This window comes from Romboutsia sp. 1001285H_161024_C4 (genome assembly GCF_015550185.1).
Lineage (GTDB): Bacteria > Bacillota > Clostridia > Peptostreptococcales > Peptostreptococcaceae > Romboutsia_C > Romboutsia_C hominis.
On sequence record NZ_JADNAJ010000003.1, the window covers coordinates 301,382 to 326,864 of the forward strand.

At 27.5% G+C, this 25,483-nt stretch carries 23 protein-coding genes and 1 pseudogene; 3 read left to right on the forward strand and 21 right to left on the reverse strand.

From position 1 onward, the window contains the following. Positions 1 to 24: 24 nt before the first annotated feature. Positions 25 to 1,068, reverse strand: a complete 1,044-nt coding sequence (locus I1959_RS08080) for an ABC transporter substrate-binding protein (RefSeq protein ID WP_195237845.1) — start codon at positions 1,066 to 1,068, stop codon at positions 25 to 27. Positions 1,069 to 1,169: 101 nt separating this feature from the next. Then, positions 1,170 to 1,817, reverse strand: a complete 648-nt coding sequence (locus tag I1959_RS08085; protein WP_195237847.1) for a hypothetical protein — start codon at positions 1,815 to 1,817, stop codon at positions 1,170 to 1,172. A 281-nt stretch (positions 1,818 to 2,098) separates the two neighbouring features. Between I1959_RS08085 and I1959_RS08090 the strand changes: the two genes are divergently transcribed. Next, a complete protein-coding gene (locus tag I1959_RS08090; RefSeq protein ID WP_092925597.1) occupies positions 2,099 to 2,284 on the forward strand; it encodes a hypothetical protein in 186 nt (61 codons plus the stop codon). Between the two features lie 33 nt (positions 2,285 to 2,317). On the opposite strand, the gene I1959_RS08095 is transcribed toward I1959_RS08090, so the two are convergent. From I1959_RS08095 to I1959_RS08145, 11 genes are all read right to left on the reverse strand, one after another. Further along, the gene (locus tag I1959_RS08095) at positions 2,318 to 3,175 is read right to left on the reverse strand and encodes a kinase (protein ID WP_166505505.1); all 858 of its coding nucleotides are present in this window, start codon (positions 3,173 to 3,175) and stop codon (positions 2,318 to 2,320) included. 273 nt (positions 3,176 to 3,448) lie between these two features. Beyond that, on the reverse strand, positions 3,449 to 4,141 hold the full coding sequence (locus tag I1959_RS08100) for a DUF554 domain-containing protein (protein WP_195237849.1): 693 nt from the start codon (positions 4,139 to 4,141) through the stop codon (positions 3,449 to 3,451). A gap of 71 nt (positions 4,142 to 4,212) precedes the next feature. Beyond that, positions 4,213 to 4,701, reverse strand: coding sequence for a prolyl-tRNA synthetase associated domain-containing protein (locus I1959_RS08105; RefSeq protein ID WP_195237851.1), 489 nt, complete (start codon positions 4,699 to 4,701; stop codon positions 4,213 to 4,215). Positions 4,702 to 4,749: 48 nt separating this feature from the next. After that, on the reverse strand, positions 4,750 to 5,838 hold the full coding sequence (locus I1959_RS08110) for an SIR2 family protein (protein WP_195237853.1): 1,089 nt from the start codon (positions 5,836 to 5,838) through the stop codon (positions 4,750 to 4,752). A gap of 147 nt (positions 5,839 to 5,985) precedes the next feature. Next, entirely contained in the window at positions 5,986 to 6,444 is a 459-nt protein-coding gene (locus tag I1959_RS08115; RefSeq protein WP_166505509.1) for a YdeI/OmpD-associated family protein, read from the reverse strand. A 24-nt stretch (positions 6,445 to 6,468) separates the two neighbouring features. Further along, complete coding sequence (locus I1959_RS08120; protein WP_092925587.1) at positions 6,469 to 6,852, reverse strand: VOC family protein; 384 nt, start codon at positions 6,850 to 6,852, stop codon at positions 6,469 to 6,471. Positions 6,853 to 7,166: 314 nt separating this feature from the next. Further along, positions 7,167 to 8,507 carry a TldD/PmbA family protein gene (locus I1959_RS08125; RefSeq protein ID WP_195237855.1) on the reverse strand — a complete coding sequence of 447 codons (1,341 nt, stop codon included), beginning with the start codon at positions 8,505 to 8,507 and terminating at the stop codon, positions 7,167 to 7,169. A 2-nt stretch (positions 8,508 to 8,509) separates the two neighbouring features. Continuing rightward, positions 8,510 to 9,901: a TldD/PmbA family protein gene (locus I1959_RS08130; RefSeq protein WP_195237857.1), complete on the reverse strand. Its 1,392-nt coding sequence runs from the start codon at positions 9,899 to 9,901 to the stop codon at positions 8,510 to 8,512. 99 nt (positions 9,902 to 10,000) lie between these two features. After that, complete coding sequence (locus I1959_RS08135) at positions 10,001 to 10,813, reverse strand: YjjW family glycine radical enzyme activase (protein WP_195237859.1); 813 nt, start codon at positions 10,811 to 10,813, stop codon at positions 10,001 to 10,003. A 2-nt stretch (positions 10,814 to 10,815) separates the two neighbouring features. Beyond that, on the reverse strand, positions 10,816 to 12,309 hold the full coding sequence (locus tag I1959_RS08140; RefSeq protein ID WP_195237861.1) for a YjjI family glycine radical enzyme: 1,494 nt from the start codon (positions 12,307 to 12,309) through the stop codon (positions 10,816 to 10,818). 27 nt (positions 12,310 to 12,336) lie between these two features. Then, positions 12,337 to 13,032, reverse strand: a complete 696-nt coding sequence (locus I1959_RS08145) for a Crp/Fnr family transcriptional regulator (RefSeq protein WP_195237863.1) — start codon at positions 13,030 to 13,032, stop codon at positions 12,337 to 12,339. A gap of 344 nt (positions 13,033 to 13,376) precedes the next feature. Between I1959_RS08145 and I1959_RS08150 the strand changes: the two are divergent. After that, positions 13,377 to 13,946, forward strand: a pseudogene (locus tag I1959_RS08150) (HD domain-containing protein). 516 nt (positions 13,947 to 14,462) lie between these two features. Here I1959_RS08150 and I1959_RS08155 read toward each other — a convergent pair. From I1959_RS08155 to I1959_RS08165, 3 genes are all read right to left on the reverse strand, one after another. Then, positions 14,463 to 15,569, reverse strand: coding sequence for an alpha/beta hydrolase (locus tag I1959_RS08155; RefSeq protein ID WP_195237865.1), 1,107 nt, complete (start codon positions 15,567 to 15,569; stop codon positions 14,463 to 14,465). A 150-nt stretch (positions 15,570 to 15,719) separates the two neighbouring features. Continuing rightward, positions 15,720 to 16,607, reverse strand: a complete 888-nt coding sequence (locus tag I1959_RS08160; protein ID WP_195237867.1) for an AraC family transcriptional regulator — start codon at positions 16,605 to 16,607, stop codon at positions 15,720 to 15,722. A gap of 98 nt (positions 16,608 to 16,705) precedes the next feature. After that, positions 16,706 to 17,947, reverse strand: a complete 1,242-nt coding sequence (locus I1959_RS08165) for an AraC family transcriptional regulator (RefSeq protein ID WP_195237874.1) — start codon at positions 17,945 to 17,947, stop codon at positions 16,706 to 16,708. Positions 17,948 to 18,118: 171 nt separating this feature from the next. Between I1959_RS08165 and I1959_RS08170 the strand changes: the two genes are divergently transcribed. After that, complete coding sequence (locus tag I1959_RS08170; RefSeq protein WP_195237876.1) at positions 18,119 to 20,371, forward strand: glycoside hydrolase family 3 protein; 2,253 nt, start codon at positions 18,119 to 18,121, stop codon at positions 20,369 to 20,371. Between the two features lie 70 nt (positions 20,372 to 20,441). Here the strand turns inward: I1959_RS08170 and I1959_RS08175 are convergent, their stop codons facing one another. The 5 genes from I1959_RS08175 to uxuA all read right to left on the reverse strand — a co-directional run. Next, entirely contained in the window at positions 20,442 to 21,749 is a 1,308-nt protein-coding gene (locus I1959_RS08175) for a TRAP transporter large permease (RefSeq protein ID WP_092925571.1), read from the reverse strand. Between the two features lie 37 nt (positions 21,750 to 21,786). Next, positions 21,787 to 22,317 (reverse strand): TRAP transporter small permease, encoded by a 531-nt coding sequence (locus I1959_RS08180; RefSeq protein ID WP_092925569.1) that lies wholly within the window; start codon positions 22,315 to 22,317, stop codon positions 21,787 to 21,789. A 21-nt stretch (positions 22,318 to 22,338) separates the two neighbouring features. Then, positions 22,339 to 23,346 (reverse strand): TRAP transporter substrate-binding protein, encoded by a 1,008-nt coding sequence (locus I1959_RS08185; RefSeq protein ID WP_092925567.1) that lies wholly within the window; start codon positions 23,344 to 23,346, stop codon positions 22,339 to 22,341. A gap of 19 nt (positions 23,347 to 23,365) precedes the next feature. Further along, complete coding sequence (uxaC, locus tag I1959_RS08190; RefSeq protein WP_166505520.1) at positions 23,366 to 24,766, reverse strand: glucuronate isomerase; 1,401 nt, start codon at positions 24,764 to 24,766, stop codon at positions 23,366 to 23,368. 165 nt (positions 24,767 to 24,931) lie between these two features. Continuing rightward, positions 24,932 to 25,483, reverse strand: a 552-nt coding sequence (gene uxuA / locus I1959_RS08195) for a mannonate dehydratase (protein WP_195237883.1), incomplete at its 5' end; no start/stop codon positions are given.

The following is a 25,483-nucleotide window of genomic DNA, read 5'->3' on the forward strand; positions in this document are numbered from 1 at the left end:
TTTTATTTATGTTAATTATTTTAATTAATCAATACTTTTTATAGCTTTATCTGCAAAGTCAGTAGTTACTATGTCACTATATAGAGGTTTTTTATCTAACTCACCAGCTTCAGTCATAACTTCCATTAGTTTATTTAAACTTTCTTCTTTTAATGTAGGTTCTTGACACCATGCATCTATTTCTTTATATCTATCAGCAACTGATATTAAATCATCTAAGCTCATATCATCAAAGAATGGTTGCATAGATTTAGCAATCTCTTCTGATGATGCACTTTGAACCCATAATTGTCCTTTATATACTGCATTAGTAAATCTTTGTATTAAATCTTTATTTTCGCTCATAAAAGACTTAGTAGCACAATATGCAGTATATGGAATTTCACCAGAATCTTGACCTACTGATGCTACTATATAACCAGTGCCTTCTTTTTCCATAGCTGTACCTGTTGGCTCAAAAGCAGTTGTAAAATCAGCTTCTCCACCAGCAAAAGCTCCAGTCATTACTCCAAACTGCACATCTGTTCTTACATTTGTTTCACCAGCTTTTGTATTTTCACCTATTGTAAGTCCATTTTGTTTTAATACATATTCTAGTGTCATTAAAGGTACGCCACCTTTTCTTCCACCTAGTATTTCTTTTCCTTTTAAATCTTCATATTTAAAATCTGGCATTTCTTCTCTAGCAATTATAAAACTTCCATCTCTTTTAGTAAGTTGTGCAAAATTTATTGCATAGTTTTCTTCTCCTTGATTATAAACATAAATAGATGCTTCAGGTCCCATAAGACCTACTTGTGCTTCTCCAGATATTAATGCTGCCATAGTTTTATCTGCTCCTTGAGCATTTATAAGGTCTATGTCTATACCTTCTTCTTCAAAGAATCCTTGAGTTATAGCTGCATATTGAGGTGCATAAAATACTGAATGAGCAACCTCAGCTATTGTTACTTTATCTAGCTTTTTCTCATCAGTTTTTCCTCCTTCACTAACATCTTGGCTGCAACCTGTTATGCATAATAAACCAACTGCTAATGAACTTATAAGTGTAACAGCTTTTTTAAACATAATATCCCCCCATGTTGAGATTTAACTACTGATATATAATATTATTTCTTCATTAAAATTGTTACATTCTAATAAATCAACCTCACTTAAGGGATTTATTTTTAATACTTATTTACAATAAATTTTTTATTTAATGCATCTGTAATATAATTAATTCCTATGCCATTAATCATCTGAGTAAAACTTTCATATTTATCATAAATATCTTTATAAACATCTACTAAAATTTCTATAACTTCAAGTAGTTCCTTTTGTGTACTTACTTCAACTATTAATTTGCTCTTTATATATATCCTATAATTTGGTTTATCTCTTTCTATTATTTTAAAATAACATCTTTTAATGCATTCTCCACATCCTATACATTTTTCTTTATCTATACAAACATCCTTACAAATTCTTTGCATTGCCCTACTTTTGCAATTTCTTATAGATGGACAAGTTTTGCAGTAAAAGCACATACCTTTATGCATACTTACACCTTTCTTTATTAATATAGCTAAGTCATATTCATTAATATCAAAATTATCACTACAAGATTCACTTATACTTATGTTTATTCTATGGTTTAGCTTTATTTTCTTAGTACTTTTATCAATATATTTATATATTTTATTAGCTAAATTAACATCTTCACTCACAGAATATATATATATATTGTTAGTACAATACATAAAGGACTTTATATGTTGGTTGTATATTTTTAATTTATTATGTTCTTTTATATGCATAGCTTTATCATTATTCATAAAATACTCCCTTTAATATAGATTATTTATGATTATTAACTTTAAATTCTTTCAGTATAAAGTATATTTTTATTATTTTGTAATTATGTGCTTATATTTTTAAATAAGATATTATTGTTCTTAAAATTTAAATTAATTTAGAAGGTGTGTTGTAAAATAATTTATATCCATTTTAAAATTTTTTTATATGAATATTTATCTATATATGTATTAATACTAATTATAAGAATATAATAAGTTGGATGTGTTAATATCTAACTTTGAATTACGAGGTGCTTATTATGAGATTATCTTTTAAATCATCTAAAAAAAGTAGTGTATTAAACCTACTAAACTTCAATGAGTTTACTTATGATAATGATGTTTTATCATATGATGATGAATACTTTGAAGAATATGACTACTATACAAATAGTATTCCTAACACAAATTATGGATTTGAAAAAGATGATATCTTGTATTATTGATATAAAAAGGACTAGGATTACCTAGCCCTTTTCTTATGCATTTTCAAAAGTATATATAGCATCTATCCTAGCTGTATATATAGATGAATTAGTACAACCTACATACTTTGCATATTTTTCTATTTTTTCCTTATCTATTTCAAGATTATAAGAATGTTCTTTTAATAACTTTTTAACATAATTATCCATTAAATAATCTTTATAATCACTTATGTCATACCCTAAGTAAATTGTTAATCGTTCTATTTCTTTATTAAAATCTCCATCTTCTTTTATTAAAAACTTATATACCTCTTCTCTATATGGATTTAAATGTATTATTTGTTTAACTATTTGAGCTTCATCTAATCTAGTTATAAATCCATCTTTGTAATTATTAAATAGTGCATTAGATTTTTGCTTGCTTTCTTCATCTATAAAAAAGCCAATATTATCTACTTTATTTTCTACAAGTGCATCTACAACTGCCATATGTATGTTAAAGCAATCATTATATAAATGATGAGATAATGATTCTAGTGTTGATTTAGCTTCATTATTTTTAAAGTTGTTTCTCTTACCTTTACCTTTAAATAAATTATTGCACATTCTTTCATAGTTTAAGTATTTTTCACAATAACTTTTTTTAAATACATCTATGTCTATTGTTATTACATCAAAGCTTATTATAGTTTCTATAGCCTTTTTTAGACCTTCTTCTATATGTTTAAAACCATCATTTTTGCAGTACCCTTGAAGATTATTTATATTTTGAATATGTTTAATTCCTTCATTATAAAAACTTTCACTAACTTCTATAGCATATAGCTTAAATAATCGTCTTATCTTATTGTAATTATCCATTTTTTCATCAAACTCTACAACTGCCCCATTTATATCAAATGTAACCATTTAATTTCCTCCTATCAATATAAAACCTTCTATACTTCTAATATTTGATTTTAAAATTTATTTTCCTTTTAAATACGTAATTTGTCTAACGTTTTATTTTTTCTATTTAAATATATGGTGTTATTTTATATTAATAAGAGGTCTTTGGTAAAATTTTGATAGCATTATATACAAAATTCGATTTTTTATTAAAACCATTAATAATATTTTTCAAAAACAAAAAAATGAATTACCTTATATCTTAGATAATTCACTCTTTTTACTTAATACTATTTATATAATATTAATCATCCCTGCTAAAATAGGTAAAAATACTGCTATAAGTAAATTAGCTACCTTTATATTAGTAACCTTTAACATATTAAGTCCAAGACCTATTATAAGTAAACTACCTATGGCAGTCATAGAATTTATAACAGGGGTTGAAAGTATTCCCGACAAACTAGATGAAAGTATTGTTATAATACCTTGATATAAAAATACAGATACTGCTGAAAATAAAACACCTATACCAAGAGTTGATGTAAATATAATAGCACTAACACCATCCAATATAGACTTAGCAAATAATGTTTCATGATTTACACTTAGCCCACTTTGAAGACTGCCAACTATAGCCATAGCTCCAACACAAAACAATAAACTAGCAGACACAAATCCTTCAGATATAGATACAGCTTCTTTTTCTTTATCTTTATTAAACTTTACTTCTAAATAATCCCCTAATTTATTTAGCCATTTGTCTATATCTATAATTTCCCCTAATAAAGCCCCTAAAGCTATACAAACTATAGTCAAAAGTGTATTTTCTCCTTTAAATGCTCCCTCTATTCCTATATATATAACACAAAGTGCTAAACCATTCATTACAGTTGTACTTATTTTTTCACTTAGTCTTCCCTTGACAATAATTCCTATTATACAACCTAAAACAATAGATATACTATTTACAATAGTTCCTATCATAATATCCCCCCAATATTTTAATCCTAAAATTTATCCCTTAAATAATATTATTTACCTCCATTTTATATAGTTTAAACTTCTACAGGTATTAAATCATATCCCATACTATGTACAAACTTTTTCAGACCTTCTGAGGATAAATTAACCATCTTTGTATTTATATTAGGATGAAAGTTTAAATTTTGTCCATCTAATACATCTTTATCTATACATAAGGTTACTTTTTTCTCTTCATCATTTATTATAGAAAATGGATTAACACTACCTGGTGTAAGTTTTAATGTGTCATATAGCCTTTCTGCTGATGCAAAAGATAATCTAGTACTTCCTAATTGTTCTTTTAATATCTTTAAGTCTGCTTTTTTATCATCTCTAACTACTACTAGATAATATCTATCTCCTTTAGAATTTTTTAAAAATAAATTTTTACAATGATTTCCCTTAGCTACATCCTTTATAAGCTCTAACTGCTCTGCTGTGTATATTGGTTCATGTTCAAATACTTCATACTCAACATTTAAATCATCTAATATTTGATATACTTTAGTCTCTATGTTCATATATTTCTCCTTATATCTTTTGTGATTATATATTTATATTTAATTATACTAAATATTATTAATTTCTTGTAAGTACTTTAATGGATTTCTAGAAAAATCTTGAAAAGAGCCTTCTGTATATATCACATCTTTTCCTAAAAATCTTTTATATCTTTCTTCTTCCTTTCTCATAGAGTAATCTTTTTTCCCTTCATGATTATTAAGTACCATAATCTTTAAAGGAGATTTTTTTCTACTCCCTTGAACTCTTTTTAACATATACTTTATATGTATATCAGAGTCAGGAAAAGAATATCCACAAAATACAAGTATATCTGCATTTCTTAAATTCTTTTCTACTTCTCTCCAAACATTAGATATATAAACATTTGACATATCTTTAAAATATGTAGGTGGTATTATTATAGGTATAGTAGTTTCACCACACTCTAAGCATTTAGCATCTTCTATATTATACAATAATCTCATAACCCCTCCTTCATAAGGAGTTAATGTTAAACTGTTGCATATAGGACAATATAGCCAGTTTAGCGATCCATGTATTTTATATAACTTTATAGTTTTTCCAAATGGTTTTCTCCATCCATCTTTTACATAAAAATTAGTAAAATCAACTCCATAATCTAGCATTATATGATTTTTTTCTTCACTATATAAAGATGCTATAGTGTTATCTACATGTATATCATAGTTTGCACTTATAAATGTTGTCTTTTCTATTAAGTTTACTTTAGATAAATTATCTACTAATAGCTTATGGTATTTGTTATTTCTATTTTCACTTTCATGTATTGCCTTTGCCATTAATAAAATTAAATATTGTCTTAAAAATCTTATGCTATCACTTTTGTTACTTAAATTTTCCATCCCAAAGTTTTTAAAAGCTTCTCCTCTTTTTTCTGCCAAATCAAGAAGTCCTAATACTTCTTCAAAGGTTGGAAAGTTTACTTTATCTATATTATCTTTTGTTATATCTATATCAAACATTTGTTTAAAGAATTTATATAGTTCTTTATTCATGTCACTTTCAAAATCATTATCTTTTAAACTTTTAAAGTAATCTACAAAAAGGTCACTTTGTATTGGTAAATTTTCAGCAGCAGATGCTCCTGCTCCAAGGAATATACTTATGTTCATTTTGCCCTCCATTACTAATTTAAAGTCTTTATTTATTATATTAAATTTTTTAAAATTTATAATTTATCATAAATTTTCTTAATAAATGATCTATGTTTAGTAAACTATGTAAAAAAACCACCATTAAGGTGGTTATAAGTTTACTATTTATAATTTAGTGTTTGATTTTAATTTTAAAACTGCTTCTGCTATTCTTTTTTTTCTAGTTTCTTGTTTTTTGGCACCTGTTATCCATTGATAGTATTTTTTCTTTGAAGAGTAAGGTAGACTTTCATAAAATTTCATAGCTTCTTCATTTTCGTTAATAGCATTTTTAAAATCACCTGGTAATTCAATTACCCTTTCCTCTTCATCTTTTTCAATTTCAACAAATACTTTATCTAAAGCTTCTTTACCTATTTCTTTTCTTATGGCTTTAGTTATCCCTATTATATAACATCCTAGGCCCATATTTACTATAGATCCTCTATATTTGACTCCATCAAATTTAGCTTTTACTTTTATCCTTTTTGCATTAAATTCTGTTTCAACATCAAATGGTATTTCAATGAATGTAGCATCTTTATCTGGTACTTTCTGTATTATTGCTTCAAACTCATAGATCATATTTTCCTCTCTAGGCACAAATCTTTAGTATATATCTTCTCTAACTAGATAATCATTACCATCTTGGTCTTTGAATGAGAATATTTTTCCATAAGGCATTATCATTAATTCTCCTACTTCAACTTCATTTGATTTCATTTTATTGTAAGTATTTTCTATGTCCCTAGTACTTAAAATTATATTAGGATGATTAACATTTGCTTTTGGATTTTGAGATAACATCATATTTTTATCATATATAACAAATGTAGTAAATTCTTCTTTACTTGGTCCAACTTCTAGCCATTTCATAGAAGGTCCCATTTGTTTTTCTAATTTAACTATAAAGTTCATTTTGTTGATCCAAAACTCTTTAGCCTCTTCTTGATTGTTAACATATATAGTTATTTTTCCTATTTTGTCTATCATATAATTTCCTCCTAAATTGTTGTAAAAAACTACATATTTAATTTTTTATTTCAAGTTCTATAAATTAATTTGAGATAATATTATAAACATATTCTTTTTAAGATTATATACCCCAAAAAACAAAATGTATATCTTATTATTAATAAAAATTATGCTAAATTTTCATCATTAGTTTACATATTTTTATATCATAAATAAATATAGGCTATGGAGATTGCTCCATAGCCTAAGTTTTTCTCTTATTTATTTTAATTTTAATAAGATAGCTTCTATCGATTCTTTTTGTATTAATATGAATTATTATATTTTATTATTTATTTACCAGCTACTGATAGTTCCTTAACTATAACAGAAGGAGATCCAACATTACTCATAGGGAATTTTAAATCACTTCCAACTACTTCTATATTCTTTAACAAGTCAAAGTAATTTCCTGCAACAGTTATTTGTTCTATAGGATGAGTCTTAACTCCATCTTTTATATAAAATCCTTTAGCAGCTAATGAAAAATCTCCACTTATTGAGTTAGCTCCAGAGTGAAGCCCTGCTAAGTCAGTTATCATTATTCCTTCATCAACTATCTTCATAAGTTCGTCTAAATCTTTATCACCAGCTTCAATATATAAGTTGCTACACTCAACACCTATGCTAGATGCAAATGATGCTTTAAATCCATTACCAGTACTCTTAGTGTTTGCTTTATGAGCAGTTTTTAAGTTGTGAAGTAATGTATTTAATCTACCACTTGATACTAATTCTTTTTTATAAGTAGCCACACCTTCATCATCAAAAGGAGTTGATGCTAATCCATTATTTAAAAGTGGGTTATCAACTATAGTTAAAACTTCACTTCCTATAATCTCACCTTCTTTATCCTTAAGAAGAGATAATCCCTTTTGTGCAGCATCTGCACTAAATGTATTTGAGAAAGTTTCAAGAAGTGATGCCATAGCATCTTTATATAGTATAGTTTTATATTTTTTAGATTCTATACTACTTCCATTTAATTTACTCATAGCTTCATTAATACCATCTTTAGCTATTTGTTTTGGATTTAATTTATCTATAGAATCAACTATTAAATACCCTATACCATCTTGCTTTTGACCATTATCCTCAACAACAGGTACAACATAAGCCATTAATATATTACTTTTATTATTAAGCTCTAATCCATTAGTGTTGTATATACTGTGACTAGATGAGCTATATGATATTTTACAACCATTTATATTAGCGACCTTATCATTAGACTTAGCTTCTTTTTCTATATTAAGTACTAAGTCTATCATTTTAGATGGATCTATATTTTCTAAATCTTCACTGTAAGTTTTAACTTTACTATAATTTTTATCACCTTTATATATAAACTGAATATCATCACACTCTACATTTAAAGCACTTTCCTTAGCATTTTTTATAAGCATGTTTAAAGCGTCAAAGTCTAGTATTTCAGTAAAAGAATATCCCATTTTACCATTTATTAATCCTCTAAAAGAAAGTCCTTTAGATTTTTCTAAATTGTACTTTTCAACTTCACCTTTATAAACACTTATACTTAAGCTTTCTCCTTGTGTATAATATATTTCACATTCACTAAACCCAGCTTCTAACCCTTTTTTAAGCAATATTTTTCTAAAAGCATTAAATTCCATGACTAATTCTCCTCTCTTCCACCAACTGTTATTTCTTTTACTCTTATCATTGGCTGACCTACATTAGTTGGTATACTTCCAGAAGATGAACCACACATACCTTGTGCTTGCTTTAGGTTATTTCCAACCATATCTATATTCATTAAAACATCGCTACCTTTTCCTATTAAGCTAGCACCTCTTACAGGTTCTACTATTTCACCATTTTTAACTAGATACCCTTCTGATACTGCAAAGTTAAATTCACCAGTAACAGGGTTTACTGATCCTCCCCCCATTTTTTTTGCATATAATCCATTGTCTATAGATTTTATTATATCTTTAGGGTCATCAGTACCATTTGCTATATAAGTATTAGTCATTCTTGAAGTAGGCGCAAATTTATAACTTTGACGTCTACTACTTCCAGTAGCTTTCATATTCATTCTTCTACCGTTTAGTTTATCTATCATATATGATTTTAGTATTCCATTTTCTATTAGTACATTCTTTTTAGTAGGATTTCCTTCATCATCAATATTTGCTGAACCCCAATGATTAGTTAATGTTCCATCATCTATTGCAGTTACCTTAGTTGATGCAATTTGCTCTCCTAATTTATTTGAAAATACAGAATTTCCTTTAGCAACAGAAGTAGCCTCTAGTGAATGACCACAGGCCTCATGAAATATAACTCCACCAAATCCATTATCTATTGCTACTGTCATTTTACCTGCTGGGCAGTTTTTAGCATTTAGCATTGTTACTGCCACACGAGATGCTTCTTTTCCGTAGTATTCTGGGTCTATTTTTTCAAATAATTCAAATCCCATGCTCGCACCAGGACCCTCAAAACCTGTTTGATTTTCAGTTTCATTAGATGCTACTGAATTTATAGATAGTCTAGTTCTTATTCTTCTATCTTCTACGTATAGGCCTTCTGTGTTTGCTATTAACACTTGTTGGTCTTTATCTAAGTATCCAACACTTACTTGAGATATTGAACTATCATATGATTTTGCACTTTTATATGCCCTTTTCATAACGTCTATCTTTTTGTTATATCCTACAGAATTTGGATGTATCTTTATAGGATTTATATCTATTAAAATTTTAGTATTATTTAAAGTTATGCTTATATTTTCCTTTAAACTACCTAATGCTAAAGCTGCCTTATAAGCTGTATCAATTAGTGAGTTTAAGCTATTGTCATTAGTATAAGCATATACACTTTTTAATCCTTTAAATATTCTAATTCCTATACCGTAACTTCTTCCCCCTAGTGCATTTTCTATTTTTTCATCTATTAAACCTATAGAGTTAGTTATAGTGTCTTCTTCAAATATCTCAGCAAAGTCAGCACCTGTTATTAGGCACTTTTCTAATACTTTGGTTACTATTTCTTTAGATAACATAATTTTCCTCCTATTTACTCGTATATTTATATTATATATATAAAAACACTCGTATACAATGTATATGGGTGTCCTATATTTAAATGATTTATTTATAAATTATTTACAATACTTATTTTTAAGTTCTATATATTGATTTATTTCTTCTTCACTAGGTCCTACTTTACCATGAAAATCTAATCCTTCTTTTCTAACTCCATATTTTCTATATGCATTAAACTTGTACTTACACTTATTTTTAATAATTTTTGAAACTTCCCTTACAGTTTCTTCATTATTTAAATTAGGAGCTATAACAGTTCTAACTTCGTAAATTTTATCTATACTTAAAAGATATTTTAAATTTCTTAACACTATATCATTACTTACTCCTGCTAATTTAATATGCTCGTCTTCATCAATACTTTTAACATCTAACATAAATTTATCAGTTAAATCAACAAGTTCTTTATGCTCTGTTAAGTCTATGCTTCCATTAGTATCTATAAAACAAGTAAGGTTTAATTCATCTTTGACTTTTTTAAATAATTTTACTAAAAAATCTGAGTTAAGAGTACATTCACCACCACTTACAGTTATCCCTTGAATAAATGGACTTATTTCTTTAATTTCTTCAAAAAGTTTATCTACTGAATAATCTTTAGTTTTAGGGCTTGATAAATTATCACATGCTTTAATGCAATCGTCACATCCTATACATTTTTTTTCATCCCAAACCACTTTATTATCTATCTTAAATAATGCATCTGCTTTACAAGTTAAAATACACTTACCACAATTTATACACTTATTTATAGTTTCTGGATTATGACAGTAAGTACATTTAAAATTACAACCTTGAAAAAATATAGCTGTTCTATTTCCCGGTCCATCTATACAAGAAAAAGGAATAATCTTATTGACTAGTGCCATAATTAAGCCCTACGCTTTCTATCAAAAGCTTTAGAACCATGTTTTGCATTCATACCAAATACTGTTGCATTGTTTTTAACTGCCTTTTTATTTTCAAGTTGATTAACTTCTGATTTTTTAACTAAATATCCTGTAACACGAACAACATCACTACTATCTGAATAAGCTGATATATATCTTATTCCAGTTTTAAATGCCCCATCTATAACATTAACTATAGCTTCTGGGTTATCTTTATATGTATCTTCAAACACAAATATATCACCTATTCCATTGAAGAAGTATTTATGATATGGTGCTGATTGTATAATATGTTTAAATAATTCAGGCTCTTCTCCTACTGGAATTCTACATCCTGGAGATATTCCTGTATCTGTATCTATACCAACTTGAGCGTGCATTAAGTGTTGACCATCAAAACATCCTGTATACTTTGATTTATGTGAAGTTACTATAGAATTAATATTTTCTATTATTCTTAATCCTAATTCATTGGCTTCTTTTGAATATCCAAATCTGTCCTCCTGATTAGTTGCATTTAATAAATGGTTTACAGCCTCAGCAAGTCCAACTATACCAAACATTCCTGAGAATAAATCTTTTTTAATAAATCCTTCTAAAACAAGGAAATTTGATTTAAAGAATGCTGCTTCTTCTACTAAAAATCTTATTCTTTCATCTATATACTCAAGCATCTTTTGTGTAACAAAAGGTATTTTATTTTCTAAAAAATCGTCTACAGAACTTGATTCTTCTGCTAATCTACTAAGAACAAGTCTAACTAGGGTATATCCCCCTCCACCTATTAAAAATCCATTGTAACAACTTGCAAGTGCATATTTTTCAGTTTTAAAATCAACAACATCCATTTTATGATTTGCAAAACTTGGCTTAGCTGTAGATAATGACGTTTGTGCACATAATGTTATAAATTCTTTTGATGTTAAGTCTTTATCATATTTAACAGTTAAATTTGGTACTGCACACTGTAACTCTCTCATAGCTTTAAGTATAAGCCTACCAGCTTTAGTATCTATTGGACCTATATTTGCATGAACAAATGAATCAGTAAGCGTTCTGTCTATGTGTTTTAAGTATAATTTTATAGCCTTATAAGCTTCTTCTTCATCTTTTACAAAAGGTTCTAAAAGGTCATCTATATTCCCTAAATATACTGGATATGATGTTATTGATGGAACATGCTTGTAAAATATTAATAAGTTATTAGTTGCTTCCCATATATCAGTAGGTATATCAAGTTCTAAAAACTTACATCCTTCTTTCATTAGTTTTTCATAATCTGGTATAACATATCTTGGTCTATAAGGAGCATTACCTTCAAACATTGTGCATATTATATTTTTTTCTAGCAAAGTCTTTGTTTTATCATCTATATTTAATACATTAAGAGTACTTTCTCCTTGACCTGCTAGCTGTAGTACTTGCTGATTATAAGTTAAAGTTTCATTTTTTATAATGTTTAGTGCTTGATTCATATATTTTCCCCCTATAATTTATATTAATTATTTCCTTTTAATTGAATCTAGTTTATTTAATAATTTATAAAACTGCTCTTTATTTATTGATATATATTTTCTACTTACACAAATTAAATTTTCTTCTTTTAATTCTTTTAAATTTCTATTTATTGTTCTTATAGAAAATCCTAATACTGATCCTATTTCTTCTCTTGTTTTATATATATAAACAACATCTTTTTCTTCACTTTCAAATATATCTATTAAGTAATTTATTAGTGAATATACTGCTGGGTATGCAAGAACTTCCCCTTTGTTTAAAGATTGTTCATACATGCTTTTTGATACAAAGTGTAATACTTTTAATGTTAAATCTTGGTCTAGTTTAATCCATTTTATAAAATCACTTGTAGATATTTTAAGCATTATACAATCTGTTATAGTTTTAAGTGTTGATGAATAAGCTTGTTTATTTGCCATAATTTCCATAACACCTATATATGCTATAGAATCTACATCGGCAAAACTATATACAAATCCATTTTCAAATTCATTTCTAACTTGCATTTTTCCATTAAGACTTATGTATATGTCTTTTATATTTTCACCCTTTAATGCTACTGTTTTTTCCTTTTCAATTTTTAAAATTTCGCATTTGTTTTTTATGTTATTAGGTATTTTACTTATAAATTCTTTTGTATATTTGTCTTCTATATAATTAGAGAATACGCCATCTTGCATATTTTAAATTTCTCCTAACTATTTAACTTTTATTTTATTTTATCATTGTTTTACAAAAGTAAAAGGACATATGTCCCTTTATATTTTAAATAATGGCTATAAACATACCTATATTACAATAAATACTATTAGAAATTGATTTATTGAACTTACTTAAGATAATATATTTCACTTTAAATTTAATGAAACTATTTTTTAATTGGAAAATAATTGAATATTGTATATAATATAATCAAAGTTCGTAATTGATATATAATGCGAAATAAAGATATTTTAGATATCATATAGATAAATATGAATTTATTATAAAATTTCATAAATAAAAATTCTAGGGGGAACTTAGTATGAATACAGCAACATTTCTAGATATATTAGCAGTAGCAGAAAAACTAAAATGTAATACGAGACATTCATGGACATCGAGCGGACGCCATGAAAGTGTAGCAGAACATAGCTGGCGTATTGCATTAATGGCATTATTAATGCGTGATGAATTTCCAGAAATTGATATGGACAAGGTAATTCGTATGTGTTTAATTCATGATTTAGGGTAAGCCTTTACTGGTGATATTCCTGCTTTTGAAAAGAAAGAAGAAGATAGTAAAAAAGAAGATGAGGAACTTTTCAAATGGATAAAAACTTTTCCTACTCCTTATATTGAAGAATTCACAGAACTTTTAAATGAAATGAATGAACTAAATACTGATGAAGCAAAGCTTTACAAAGCATTAGATAATTTAGAAGCAGTCATTCAGCATAACGAAGCGGATATTAGTACTTGGATTCCACTAGAATATGACTTACAGTTTACTTATGGTGCAGATAAGGTGAAATTTTCTCCTTATTTAAAAGAGCTAAAGGAAGAAATAGACCAAAGAACGACAGAAAAAATAGCTCAAAAGAAGGAAGCTTAGTTATTTAGAATAAAGGCTATGTTAGCTAACTTTGTTATAAATATCAATTTAAAATAACTCTATCTTAGTCATTGAAATGTTGAGTATACTAAGATAGAGTTATTTCGTAATTTATTAATATTATTCTTTAATATCTTCTGTTGTAAGTATTGCGTTCTTATCTATCCCTGAATATTGATAACCTGTAACTTTAATTCCAACTAATACTGTTAATGCTATTCCTATGATTATTTTTTACCTTTTGATTTCATTTTTATCCCCCATGATATATTTTCTTGTTTATTGTACAATTTTGATCCCCCTAGTTAAAATGCATTTGTTATAATTATGATAATATATTTTTATGGTGAGTGTATATATTTATATTATTTTTGTTGTAGTGTTTTATTTTTTGATGTATTTATAATTTTCATCACTACGCATTATATTTTAATAAATTTATGTATAAGTAAAACCACCTTAATATTAATCAAGGTGGTAATAAAATCTATTTTATATTATTTTCATAATCCTAGTTTATTTACTATACTTTAAAATAAAGTTCCCCATTTCAATTGCACAATCTTCACTTTGTGGATAAACGCCTATATTATCTCCATATGCATGACCAAATCCTTTATACAGTACTGTTGTAGTGTCAACACCAGCTTTAACAAGCTTTGCAGCATAAGCTAAACATTCTACCTTTAAAAAATCATGTTCTCCAACTGTAATAAATGTAGGAGGTAATCCTTTTAGATCTCTAATATACGGACTCAAATATCCATTTTTAATTTCATCTGTACCTAATATATCTTTTAACCCACCTGATAATCCATCAAACATGTTTAGCATAAACTCTATGCCTGATTTATGTTTAGGAGACATTTCATATTCATCCTTACTCCATTTAAAGAATTCATCTTCTTCATTAGCCATATTTACAGTAGGGTAAAGTAATAATTGTCCTTTTACCATACCTAAGTTAGCTTCAAAATCTTTAGTAGTACAATATTGAGTTAGGTTTCCACCAGCACTATCTCCTGCTACAAATATATTATTCTTATCTCCACCTAGACTTTCTGCATTATCATAAATCCACTTTAACACAGAATAACAATCTTCATGACCAGTTGGATATGGATTTTCTGGTGCTAAACGGTAATCAACTGAAAAAGCTAGTATGTCTGTTTTTTCAACAATTAACTTTACTAACTCCTCAACAACATCAGGTGAGCCTCCAAAGAATCCACCACCATGAATAAAGTAAAGAACTGGAGCATTTTCCTTCATAGTTTCAGATTTATATATACGTACTGGTATTTTATATCCATCATTAGCTTCAACATGTTCATTTATAATATCAATATTTTTTTCAACAATCGGAATACTCTTAATCTCACCAAACATATTTCTTAATCTACCAATTGATTTTAAAGATGCATCCATATTCAACATGCTTTTAGGCATAAGTTTCATTATTTTTAGTTGTTTTTTCATATCATTATAAAGACGAGGATCCATTGCCCCTCTTTCATCACTATCAGGTAAGTTCTTCACTAAAACTTTTGCACCTTTAATATCGACTATTTCTTGTTTTTTTACAATATTATCTAATAATTCTTTTGAATATTTTCTACTCATCTTTACGCTCCCCTTTTTATTGATTATATTTTTTTAATGTCCATTTTACTAAACGTTTTCATGTATTATAAAAAAATAAACCCATAATTTGTTTATATTCAAATATATGCGTTTATTTTACTCATTAAAATTTTATCATTTCTTATTAAGTTATTGTTTCCATTTTTTGTTCTCTTTTTGGTTATTTTTTGACGCTTTAAAATACTTACGGTATTTAAGTGGAGTCATATTATACTTTTGTTTAAACACACTTATAAAAGACTTTATATTTGAAAATCCATGAAAAGATGCAATATCTTGGATGTTGTCATCACTATTAATTATATCTTCATAAGCTTTAGAAAGCCTAAAGTTATTTAAATAAGCTTTATATGTAACTCCAAACCACTTATGAAATTTTCTTGAAAAATATTCACTACTCATATAAAAATGCTTAGAAATATGTTCTAAAGTTAATTCTTTCTTATAATTTTCACTTATATAAATTAAAATTTCTTTTTGCCTTTCTTTATACTTAAAATAATTATTTGTATAATTATCTTCTTTTTGAATCCTATAATTAGTTAATAAAATATATAAAATTTCATAAATATATGAGTTTATCTTAATATAGTCTAATTCATTTTTATTTAAAGAAAATTCTTTTATTTCTAAGAAAATCTCCTGTAATCTATCCTTTTTACAATTTGAATTCATAATATCAAACTGTATATTATCAATATTTGGATATACTTTTTTTATAAAGTCATAAGATAAAACTAAAATAACAACCCCACATAATCGTTCTTGATATTTCTCAAATTCATGAACATCTCCACTATTTACAAGAACGAAATCTCCACTCTTTGCACTAATACTTTTGCCATTAATAAAACCCATTAATTCCCCTTCAGTTACAAAATTAATTTCAATACTTCTATGCCAATGAGAATGAATATAGTAATGTCTTTTCACATCAGTATTTTCTTTTCCAAAATATCCTAATAAGGCTGGTAAATTAGGATTTAGGTTTATTTTTTCATATATAACATTATTCATAATAATCTCCACTCTAAAACTTCTAAAAAAATATATTTAAATTATCTAAGTTCAGTTATTTAATTAATTTCTATTATAATTTACATTTACATAATTTACTATAGTCTAGCAGAATCTCTAAACTTTTTTGGAGTTACCCCTGTAAACCTTTTAAATATTTTAGTAAAATAGCTTTGATCATTAAAATGTAGCAATACAGATATTTCTAAAATTGAATAATCAGCTAATAAAAGCAATCTTTTTGCCTCTTCAATTTTTTCTTTCAAAATATATTCACTTATAGTAATACCCACCTCTTTTTTAAAAAGCCTAGATATATAGCTAGTGTTAAAATTAATATGCTCACAGATATCCTCTAAAGATATATTACTATATAAATTTTGATATATAAAAGAAATGCAAGCTAGTATTGGGCTTGAAAAATTTTTATTCTTCAAAATACGAACTCTATCTGCAAAATCACAAGCCATAGTCGTTCTCAAATTATTTAAATCATTGAGTGTATTAAGTTCTTCAATATGTTGAATATAAGAGTCACTAAGTGTATATGCAACTTCCGTATTCATTCCGCCAGCAATTGCAGCACGAGTTACTAAAGTAGCAGTGGTAATTAACAAATTTTTAAATGATCTTATTGAATTATTCTTAGCTAAAACACCATAGTTACCACTTACGGGATCGCTCAAAACTTTAATTAGCTTCTCTTTGTTTCCAGTTCTTATACAGTCCATAATTGTCTCTTCATACATAAACGGATGATGAAAAACATCATTTTGTCTAGCTAAAGTGGCTATATTTTCAAAATTGCTAGAAATATTACTGATTATATCGTTGTTATAAGAGTTTGTTTTTATAACATCATCAAAACTTATCTTTTTATTGTAAATTAGATAATAAGATAGAATACTTGTATTTATAAATGTATTAAAATCTATAATTGGTAAAGAATTATAATATTTTAATAAAATATTCTTTTCTTCAAGAGTTATCTTATGTAGAAAAATATTATCTATATTATCAAATTCAATGTGCTCATAAAGGCAAGGTCCAATAATAAAAGTACCAATAAATTCATTATCAATACAAAGTCCAATAGATATAAAATTTTCCATATACTCTGTAGATTTAATCACAGGAACAGGTGTAAACGTATTTAAGTTAAAGTTTTTTGAAATAGATTTTATTAATCTATCATCAATTATATCTAAATTATTCTTACCCTTTGTAGAGTATTTCAATGAGCCATCTTTACTAAAAAAATATAAAGGTATTTTTAAAGTATCAAATATAATATTACAAATAAAATTTATATCATTACACATTTCTGTTTTTAAAATCATAAAAAATCCCCTTTAGTCAAAATAATAATAAAAAAGCAAAAATAATACAAAAATTATACTATTATTATTGATAATATATTATATATAACTAAACAATCAAGTCATACTTGATAGTGATATTTAAAATAATCATCAATAAGGTAAATCAAAATAAAAAGGGGAATTATGACTATGAAAAAATGGAAAGAAATTAAAAAACATGGCTATAATATTATCCTAAATGAAGGTGGTCAAAATATAGCTTATTCACCTAACTCAGGAGTTAAAATAATTGAAGAAGATGGATATGCTTTTAAAAACTTAAGTAAAAGTGGAAAATTAGAAAAATATGAAGACTGGAGATTACCAGTAGAAGAAAGAGCTAAAGATTTAGCATCAAAAATGAGTATAGAGCAAATAGCAGGGCTAATGCTTTATAGTGCACATCAATCTATTTCAACTAAAGATGACTTTTTCTCTAAGGCATTTGCAGGTACATATAATGGTAAAAAACTAGAGGAATGTGATGCTAAAATAACTGATTTAACTGATCAACAAAAAAATTTCTTGTTAAATGATAACTTAAGACATGTATTAATAACAGTAGTAGACGATGCTAAGACTTCTGCTGTGTGGAATAACAATGTACAAGCTTTTGTAGAAAAAACAGGATTAGGAATACCAGTAAATACAAGTAGTGACCCAAGACATGGTGCAAGTGCAGATACAGAATTTAATGCAGGTGCAGGTGGTGATATTTCAAAATGGCCAGAGCCACTAGGTCTTGCTGCTACTTTTGATAGTGAATTAGTTAGAAATTTTGGGCATATCGCAGCTAAAGAATATAGAGCTTTAGGAATAGCTACAGCTTTATCTCCACAGGTAGATATAGCAACAGAACCAAGATGGATGAGATTTAATGGTACTCTTGGAGAAGACCCAATTTTATCAAGAGATTTAGGTGAGGCATATTGTGATGGCTTCCAAACTTCATATGGTGAAAATGAGATAAATGATGGTTGGGGATATGATAGTGTAAATGCAATGGTTAAACATTGGCCAGGTGGAGGTAGTGGAGAAGGTGGTAGAGATGCTCACTATGCTTATGGTAAGTTTGCTGTATATCCAGGAAATAATTTTGATGACCATCTAATACCTTTTACAGAAGGTGCCTTTAAATTAAAAGGAAAAACTAAAAAAGCTTCTGCCGTAATGCCATACTACACTATATCTTATAATCAAGATAAGAAAAATGGTGAAAATGTAGGTAATTCATATAACAAATATATAATAAATGATTTATTAAGAGATGAATATAAATACGATGGAGTTGTATGTACAGACTGGATGATTACTAAAGATAATCACGTAGTTGACGCATTCATATCAGGAAAGTGTTGGGGTGTTGAGACTCTTTCAGAAGATGAAAGACATTACAAAGCACTTATGGCTGGTGTTGACCAATTTGGAGGAAATAATGAAGTTAAACCAGTACTTAATGCATATGAAATGGGTGTTAAGGAACATGGAGAAGAATTTATGCGTGCTAGATTTGAAAAATCAGCAGCAAGGTTATTACTTAATATTTTCAGAACAGGATTATTTGAAAATCCATATGTAGATGTAGATAAGTCTCAAGAATTAGTAGGTAATCCTGAATTTATGCAAGCTGGATATGATGCACAATTAAAATCATTAATTATGTTAAAAAATAAAAATAACGTACTTCCAATAAATGAAAGAAAAAAAGTATATATTCCAAAAAGAAAAATAAAAGAAAGTAAGGACTGGTTTGGTAATGTAATACCTGCTAGAGAAATTGATCCTGTTAGTAAAGTTATAGTAGAAAAATACTTTAATGTTGTAGATGATGCAAAAGATGCTGATTTTTCAATAGTATTTATAGAATCTCCTAAAACTGTTGGATATACAAAAGAAGAAGGATACTTACCAATAAGTTTACAATATAGACCATACACTGCAGTAAATGCAAGAGAAACAAGTATTGCAGGAGGTGACCCATTAGAATCATCAACTAATAGATCTTACTTAGGAAAAACTAACTTTGCTAGTAATGAATCAGATTTAGATATAATACTAGAAACAAGAAAAGCTATTGGTAAAAAACCTGTAATAGTATCTTTAAATATGACAAATCCAACTATAGTAGGAGAATTTGAGCAATATGTAGATGGAATAATCACAGACTTTGGAGCACAAACACAAGCTATAATGGATATAATTAGTGGAAATGTAAATCCAAGTGGATTGTTACCATTTAATATGCCTGCTAATATGGGAACTGTAGAGGCGCAATGTGAAGATGTTCCTCATGATATGAAGTGTTATGAAGATGAATTAGGAAATGTATATAAGTTTGCATATGGCCTTGATTTTAATGGAGTTATAAATGACAGCAGAGTAGCAAAATATAAAATTAAATAAGTAATTTAATATTTATAAATAAAAAACCTCGACAAGACATTTATGTATTGTCGAGGTTTTTATGATGGGTCTAAATCATTTTCATAAGTTTTGGTATAAATAAACTTATTTCTGGTATAAATGTTACTAACATAAGTACAACCAATATACCTACATAGAATGGTAATAAATATTTTATTACATCTTCTAGTTTTGTTTTACCTACTTTACATCCAATAAACAGTGTATTTCCAACTGGCGGTGTTATATTACCTATACATAAGTTAAATATAAGCATTATACCAAATTGGACAGAGTCCATTCCAAAGTTTTTAGCTATTGGTAAAAATATTGGTGTAAATATTAATATTGCTGGAGTTAAGTCCATAAATGTACCAACTATTAATAATATTAAGTTCATTATTAGTAATATTACAACTGGATTTGAAGATATTCCTAATAATAATTCTGTTATTGCACTTGGAATATTTGTAAATGCCATAACCCAAGACATTATTGATGATACCCCTATTAAGAATATTATTATCCCTGTCATTTCAACTGTTTCTAGTAGTATTCTAGGCATATCTTTTACTTTTATAGATTTGTAGAAAAAGAATGATAATATGAAAGAATATACAACTGCAACAGCTGCTCCTTCTGTAGCTGTGAATATACCACCTACTATACCACCTATTATTACAAATATTAAGGCTAAACTAGGAAGTGCATCTATAAATATTTTCATAGCTTCACCAAAGCTTATCTTATATTTAGTTGAATACTTATACTTTTTCGCAAGTATAAATGCTACTACCATTACTGATAATCCCCATAATATTCCTGGTATATATCCAGCCATAAATAGTGCTGCTACTGATGTTCCTCCACTTACTAATGAATATATTATAAGTGAGTTACTTGGAGGAATTAAAAGCCCAGTTGGTGCAGATGCTATATTAACTGCCGCACTATAGTTTTTATTATAACCTTCTTTTTCTTGAAGTGGAGACATTGTTCCACCGATTGCAGCAGCTGCTGCAACTGAAGAACCACTTACTGCCCCAAATAGCATGTTTCCTACTACATTTGTATGTGCTAAAGATCCTGGTAATTTACCACTTAATACTTTTGCAAAGTTTACTAATTTTAATGCGATACCACCGTTGTTCATTATTATCCCTGCTAATACGAAAAATGGTATTGCTAATAATGAAAAACTACTTATTCCCGTAAATATTCTTTGTGCCCCAGTTAGTACTGCTACATCCCATGATAATGTAGTTAATATTCCAAATATAGATGCTACACCTATAGTTACAGATATTGGTATTCCTAATAAAAGCAGTATAGGAAATGCAATAGCTATAGCTGAACCTGCTTGAAATGCTAATTCCATAATCTTATCTCCCTTGGATTAATTATATTTTTTATTTCTACGCAACCTTTTCATTCTTTCTGTTTGATTTAGTTACCTCTCTGTCTGATTGAGCCATCTCTTGCTTTAAATCAATTAAGTTTAATATATTGTAAATAATCGTTATTACTCCTGATAATGGTAATGCTAAATATATATATCCCATAGATATTCCTAGTGATGGTGATACTTGCCCCATAGCTAACATACTTATTTGAACTCCACCTAATACTAAAACTAATGCTGAGAATACCATTACTACCAATTCTGTCATTACATTTAATATCATTTTTACTTTAGGACTTTTTGATTCAAGTTTTTGTCTAAAAAACACCATAGTCATATGATCTTTTTTACCAAATACATAAGCTGAACCTAATAAAGCCATCCATACAAATGAATATATTAGTAAATCTTCTGATACTGTACTTGGATTATTTAGAACATAACGAGTTATTATTTGCCAAGTACCTAAAACTACCATAAATGCTAGTAGTGTCATACATATGACTTCTATTACTTTGTTTAACATTTTTCTTAACTTATTCATCTTCGTTCCCCCTACTAGTATTTATTTACTTGTTGGTGCTTTTGCTTGTATTTTATCGTATATAACTTTTACTTCTTTGTCATTTTCAGTCATTTCTCTATGAAGTGGTAAAACTTTTTCTTTAAATGGTTCTGTATCTGGGTAGTAGAATTTAACCCCCATCTTTTTTGATTGTTCTACTGCTTCACTTACTTTATCTTCCCAAGCATCAACTTGGAATTTATTTATTTCATTAGCCGCATCTAATATTATATTTCTATGTTCTTCACTTAAATTATCTAATAACTTAGCATTCATTATTAATATGTCTGGAATCATACCATGTTGGTTATATGAATAATATTTTGCAACTTCTCCATGCTTATTATTAGTAAGTGCTAATTCATTATTTTCAGCTCCATCTATAACCTTTTGTTGAAGAGCAGTATAAACTTCTCCGAAACTCATTGGTGTAGCTGAACCACCTAATAATTCCATCATCCTTATGTTTGTTTGACTTTGTTGTACTCTTATTTTCTTCCCTTTTAAATCTTCTGGCTTCATTACAGGCTTATCTGTTGTGTACATATTTCTTGAACCTGCATCAAACCATGTAAGACCAACAAATCCAGATTCTCTAGTTGATTCATATATATCGCCCATTATATCTTTGTCATTCATTACAGAATGATAATGTTCTTTACTATTAAATAAGTATGGAAGGTTGAATACGCTATATGATTTATTAAAACTTTCAAGCAAACTTATACTTCCAACAGCTATATCTATAGCTCCCGTTTGAGTAAGTTCTACCGACTCACGCTGTCCACCTAATAACTCATTTGGGTATACTTGTATATCTATTTCATTATTAGTTTTATCTTCTACAATTTTTTCAAACTCTTTTAGTGCTAAGTGTATTGGATGTTCCTCACCTTGGTTGTGAGCAACCCTCATAACCCTTGCTTCATTACCTTTACTTGAACTACATCCAACTACCGATAAACTAGCTATAGCTGCAAGTAAAATAACTTTAATCCTTTTATTCATATATAAATTCCCCCTAGGATTATTTTATAAAATATTTTTTAGCGTTGTTGTAACATATATCTTCTACTATGTTGCCTAATATTTCTAAATCATATGGATATTCTCCATTTTCAACTAACTTTCCTAAATAATTGCAAAGAATTCTTCTAAAATACTCATGTCTTGTAAATGATAAGAAACTTCTTGAATCTGTAAGCATTCCTACAAATTTACTAACTAAACCTAATTGTGAAAGTGCTATAAGCTGTCTTTCCATTCCATCCTTTTGGTCATTAAACCACCATCCAGAACCAAATTGGATTTTCCCTGCAACTTGTCCACCTTGGAAGTTTCCAATCATAGTTCCTAATACTTCATTATCTTTTGGATTTAAACAATAAAGAATAGTTTTAGGTAGCTTATCTTCTACATCTAAGCTATCTAATAACCTTGATAAAGAATAAGCGATTTCCCCATCGTCAATACTATCAAATCCTGCATCCGCTCCAACAGAATTAAACATTCTAGTATTATTATTTCTAAGTGCACCTATATGAAGTTGCATTACCATATTTCTTTCACTATACATTTTCCCTAATTCTATTAATGTAAATGTTGTGTATTTTTGAGCATCTTCTATGCTTATTTCTTCTCCCGCTAAAACTTTAACAAATATGCTTGCAACTTCCTCTTTGTTAGTAGGTTTAAAATAAACTCTTTCTAAACTATGGTCTGTTATATTGCAACCATTGTCTACAAAGTAATTTAACCTTTTTTCTAATATTTCTATTAATTTATCATAATCTTTAATTTCTGTATCTTCTGTTTTCCCTAATAACTTTATGTAATCACAAAAATCTTTATTTTGTATCTTTAATGCTCTATCTGGTCTAAATGTAGGTCTTACCTCACACTCAAAACTATCATCAGCATTAATTTCTTTATGATATTTTAAATCATCAACTGGATCATCTGTAGTTCCTATATAAACTACATTAGATATACTTATTAATTTTCTGGCAGTTAAATTCTTTTTTACTATAGCATTATTGCATTTTTCCCAAATGTCTTTTGCAGTCTTTGCACTTAAAGTATCTTCAACATTAAAGTATCTTTTAAGTTCTAGATGTGACCAATGATATATAGGATTTCCTATTAAATAAGGCATCATATTTGCAAATTCATAGAATTTTTCAAAATCACTAGCATCACCAGTTATATATTTTTCATCTATTCCAAAACTTCTCATGGCTCTCCACTTATAATGATCATGGTATAACCACATTTGAGTTATATTTTCATATTCTTTATCTTCTGCTATTTCAACTGCTGGCAAGTGGCAGTGGTAATCAAATATCGGCATTTTTGAAGCATTATTATGATATAAGATTTTAGCTATCTCATTTGATAATATAAAATCTTGATCCATAAACTTTTTCATAACTTTCTCCTAAATTAATATTTTTAATATCGTTTTCTTACTACATTAAATATTAACATGCATCTTAATATTTTCTAATATATTTCATTATTTTACCTTTTATACTATTTTTTATAAAGAGTGTTTCGAAATAAAATTTATTTCAAAACACTACTTTTATTTTCATTATTTATTCTTATTTATAGCCTCTATTAATCCATTTATATAAACTGCTCCTAAAGCTCTATCATATAATCCGTATCCTGGTCTTCCTGTTTCTCCCCATATCATTCTACCGTGGTCTGGTCTATATGGTCCTTTAAAGTCATAGTCGCAGTATGCTTTTACTATTTCATAAAAATCAAGCGATCCACACTCAGATAAATGAGCTACTTCATTGAAACTACTTTCTCCTGTTATTAATACGTTTCTTAAGTGTGCAAAGTTTATTCTATTTTTTTCTTTACCAAAGTATTCAACCATTTTTACTACATCATTAGTACTTGTGCATCCTAATGATCCTGTACATAAAGTTATACCATTGTATTCACTATCATAAAGATTTACAAATCTTTCTAGATTTTCAAAATTTGTTATTATTCTTGGAAGTCCAAATATTCCCCATGGTGGATCATCTGGATGTATTGCCATTTTTACGTTACTTTCTTCAGCTACTGGTATTATTTCTTTTATAAAGTATTCAAGATTTTCCCATAACTTTTCTTCATCTATATCTTT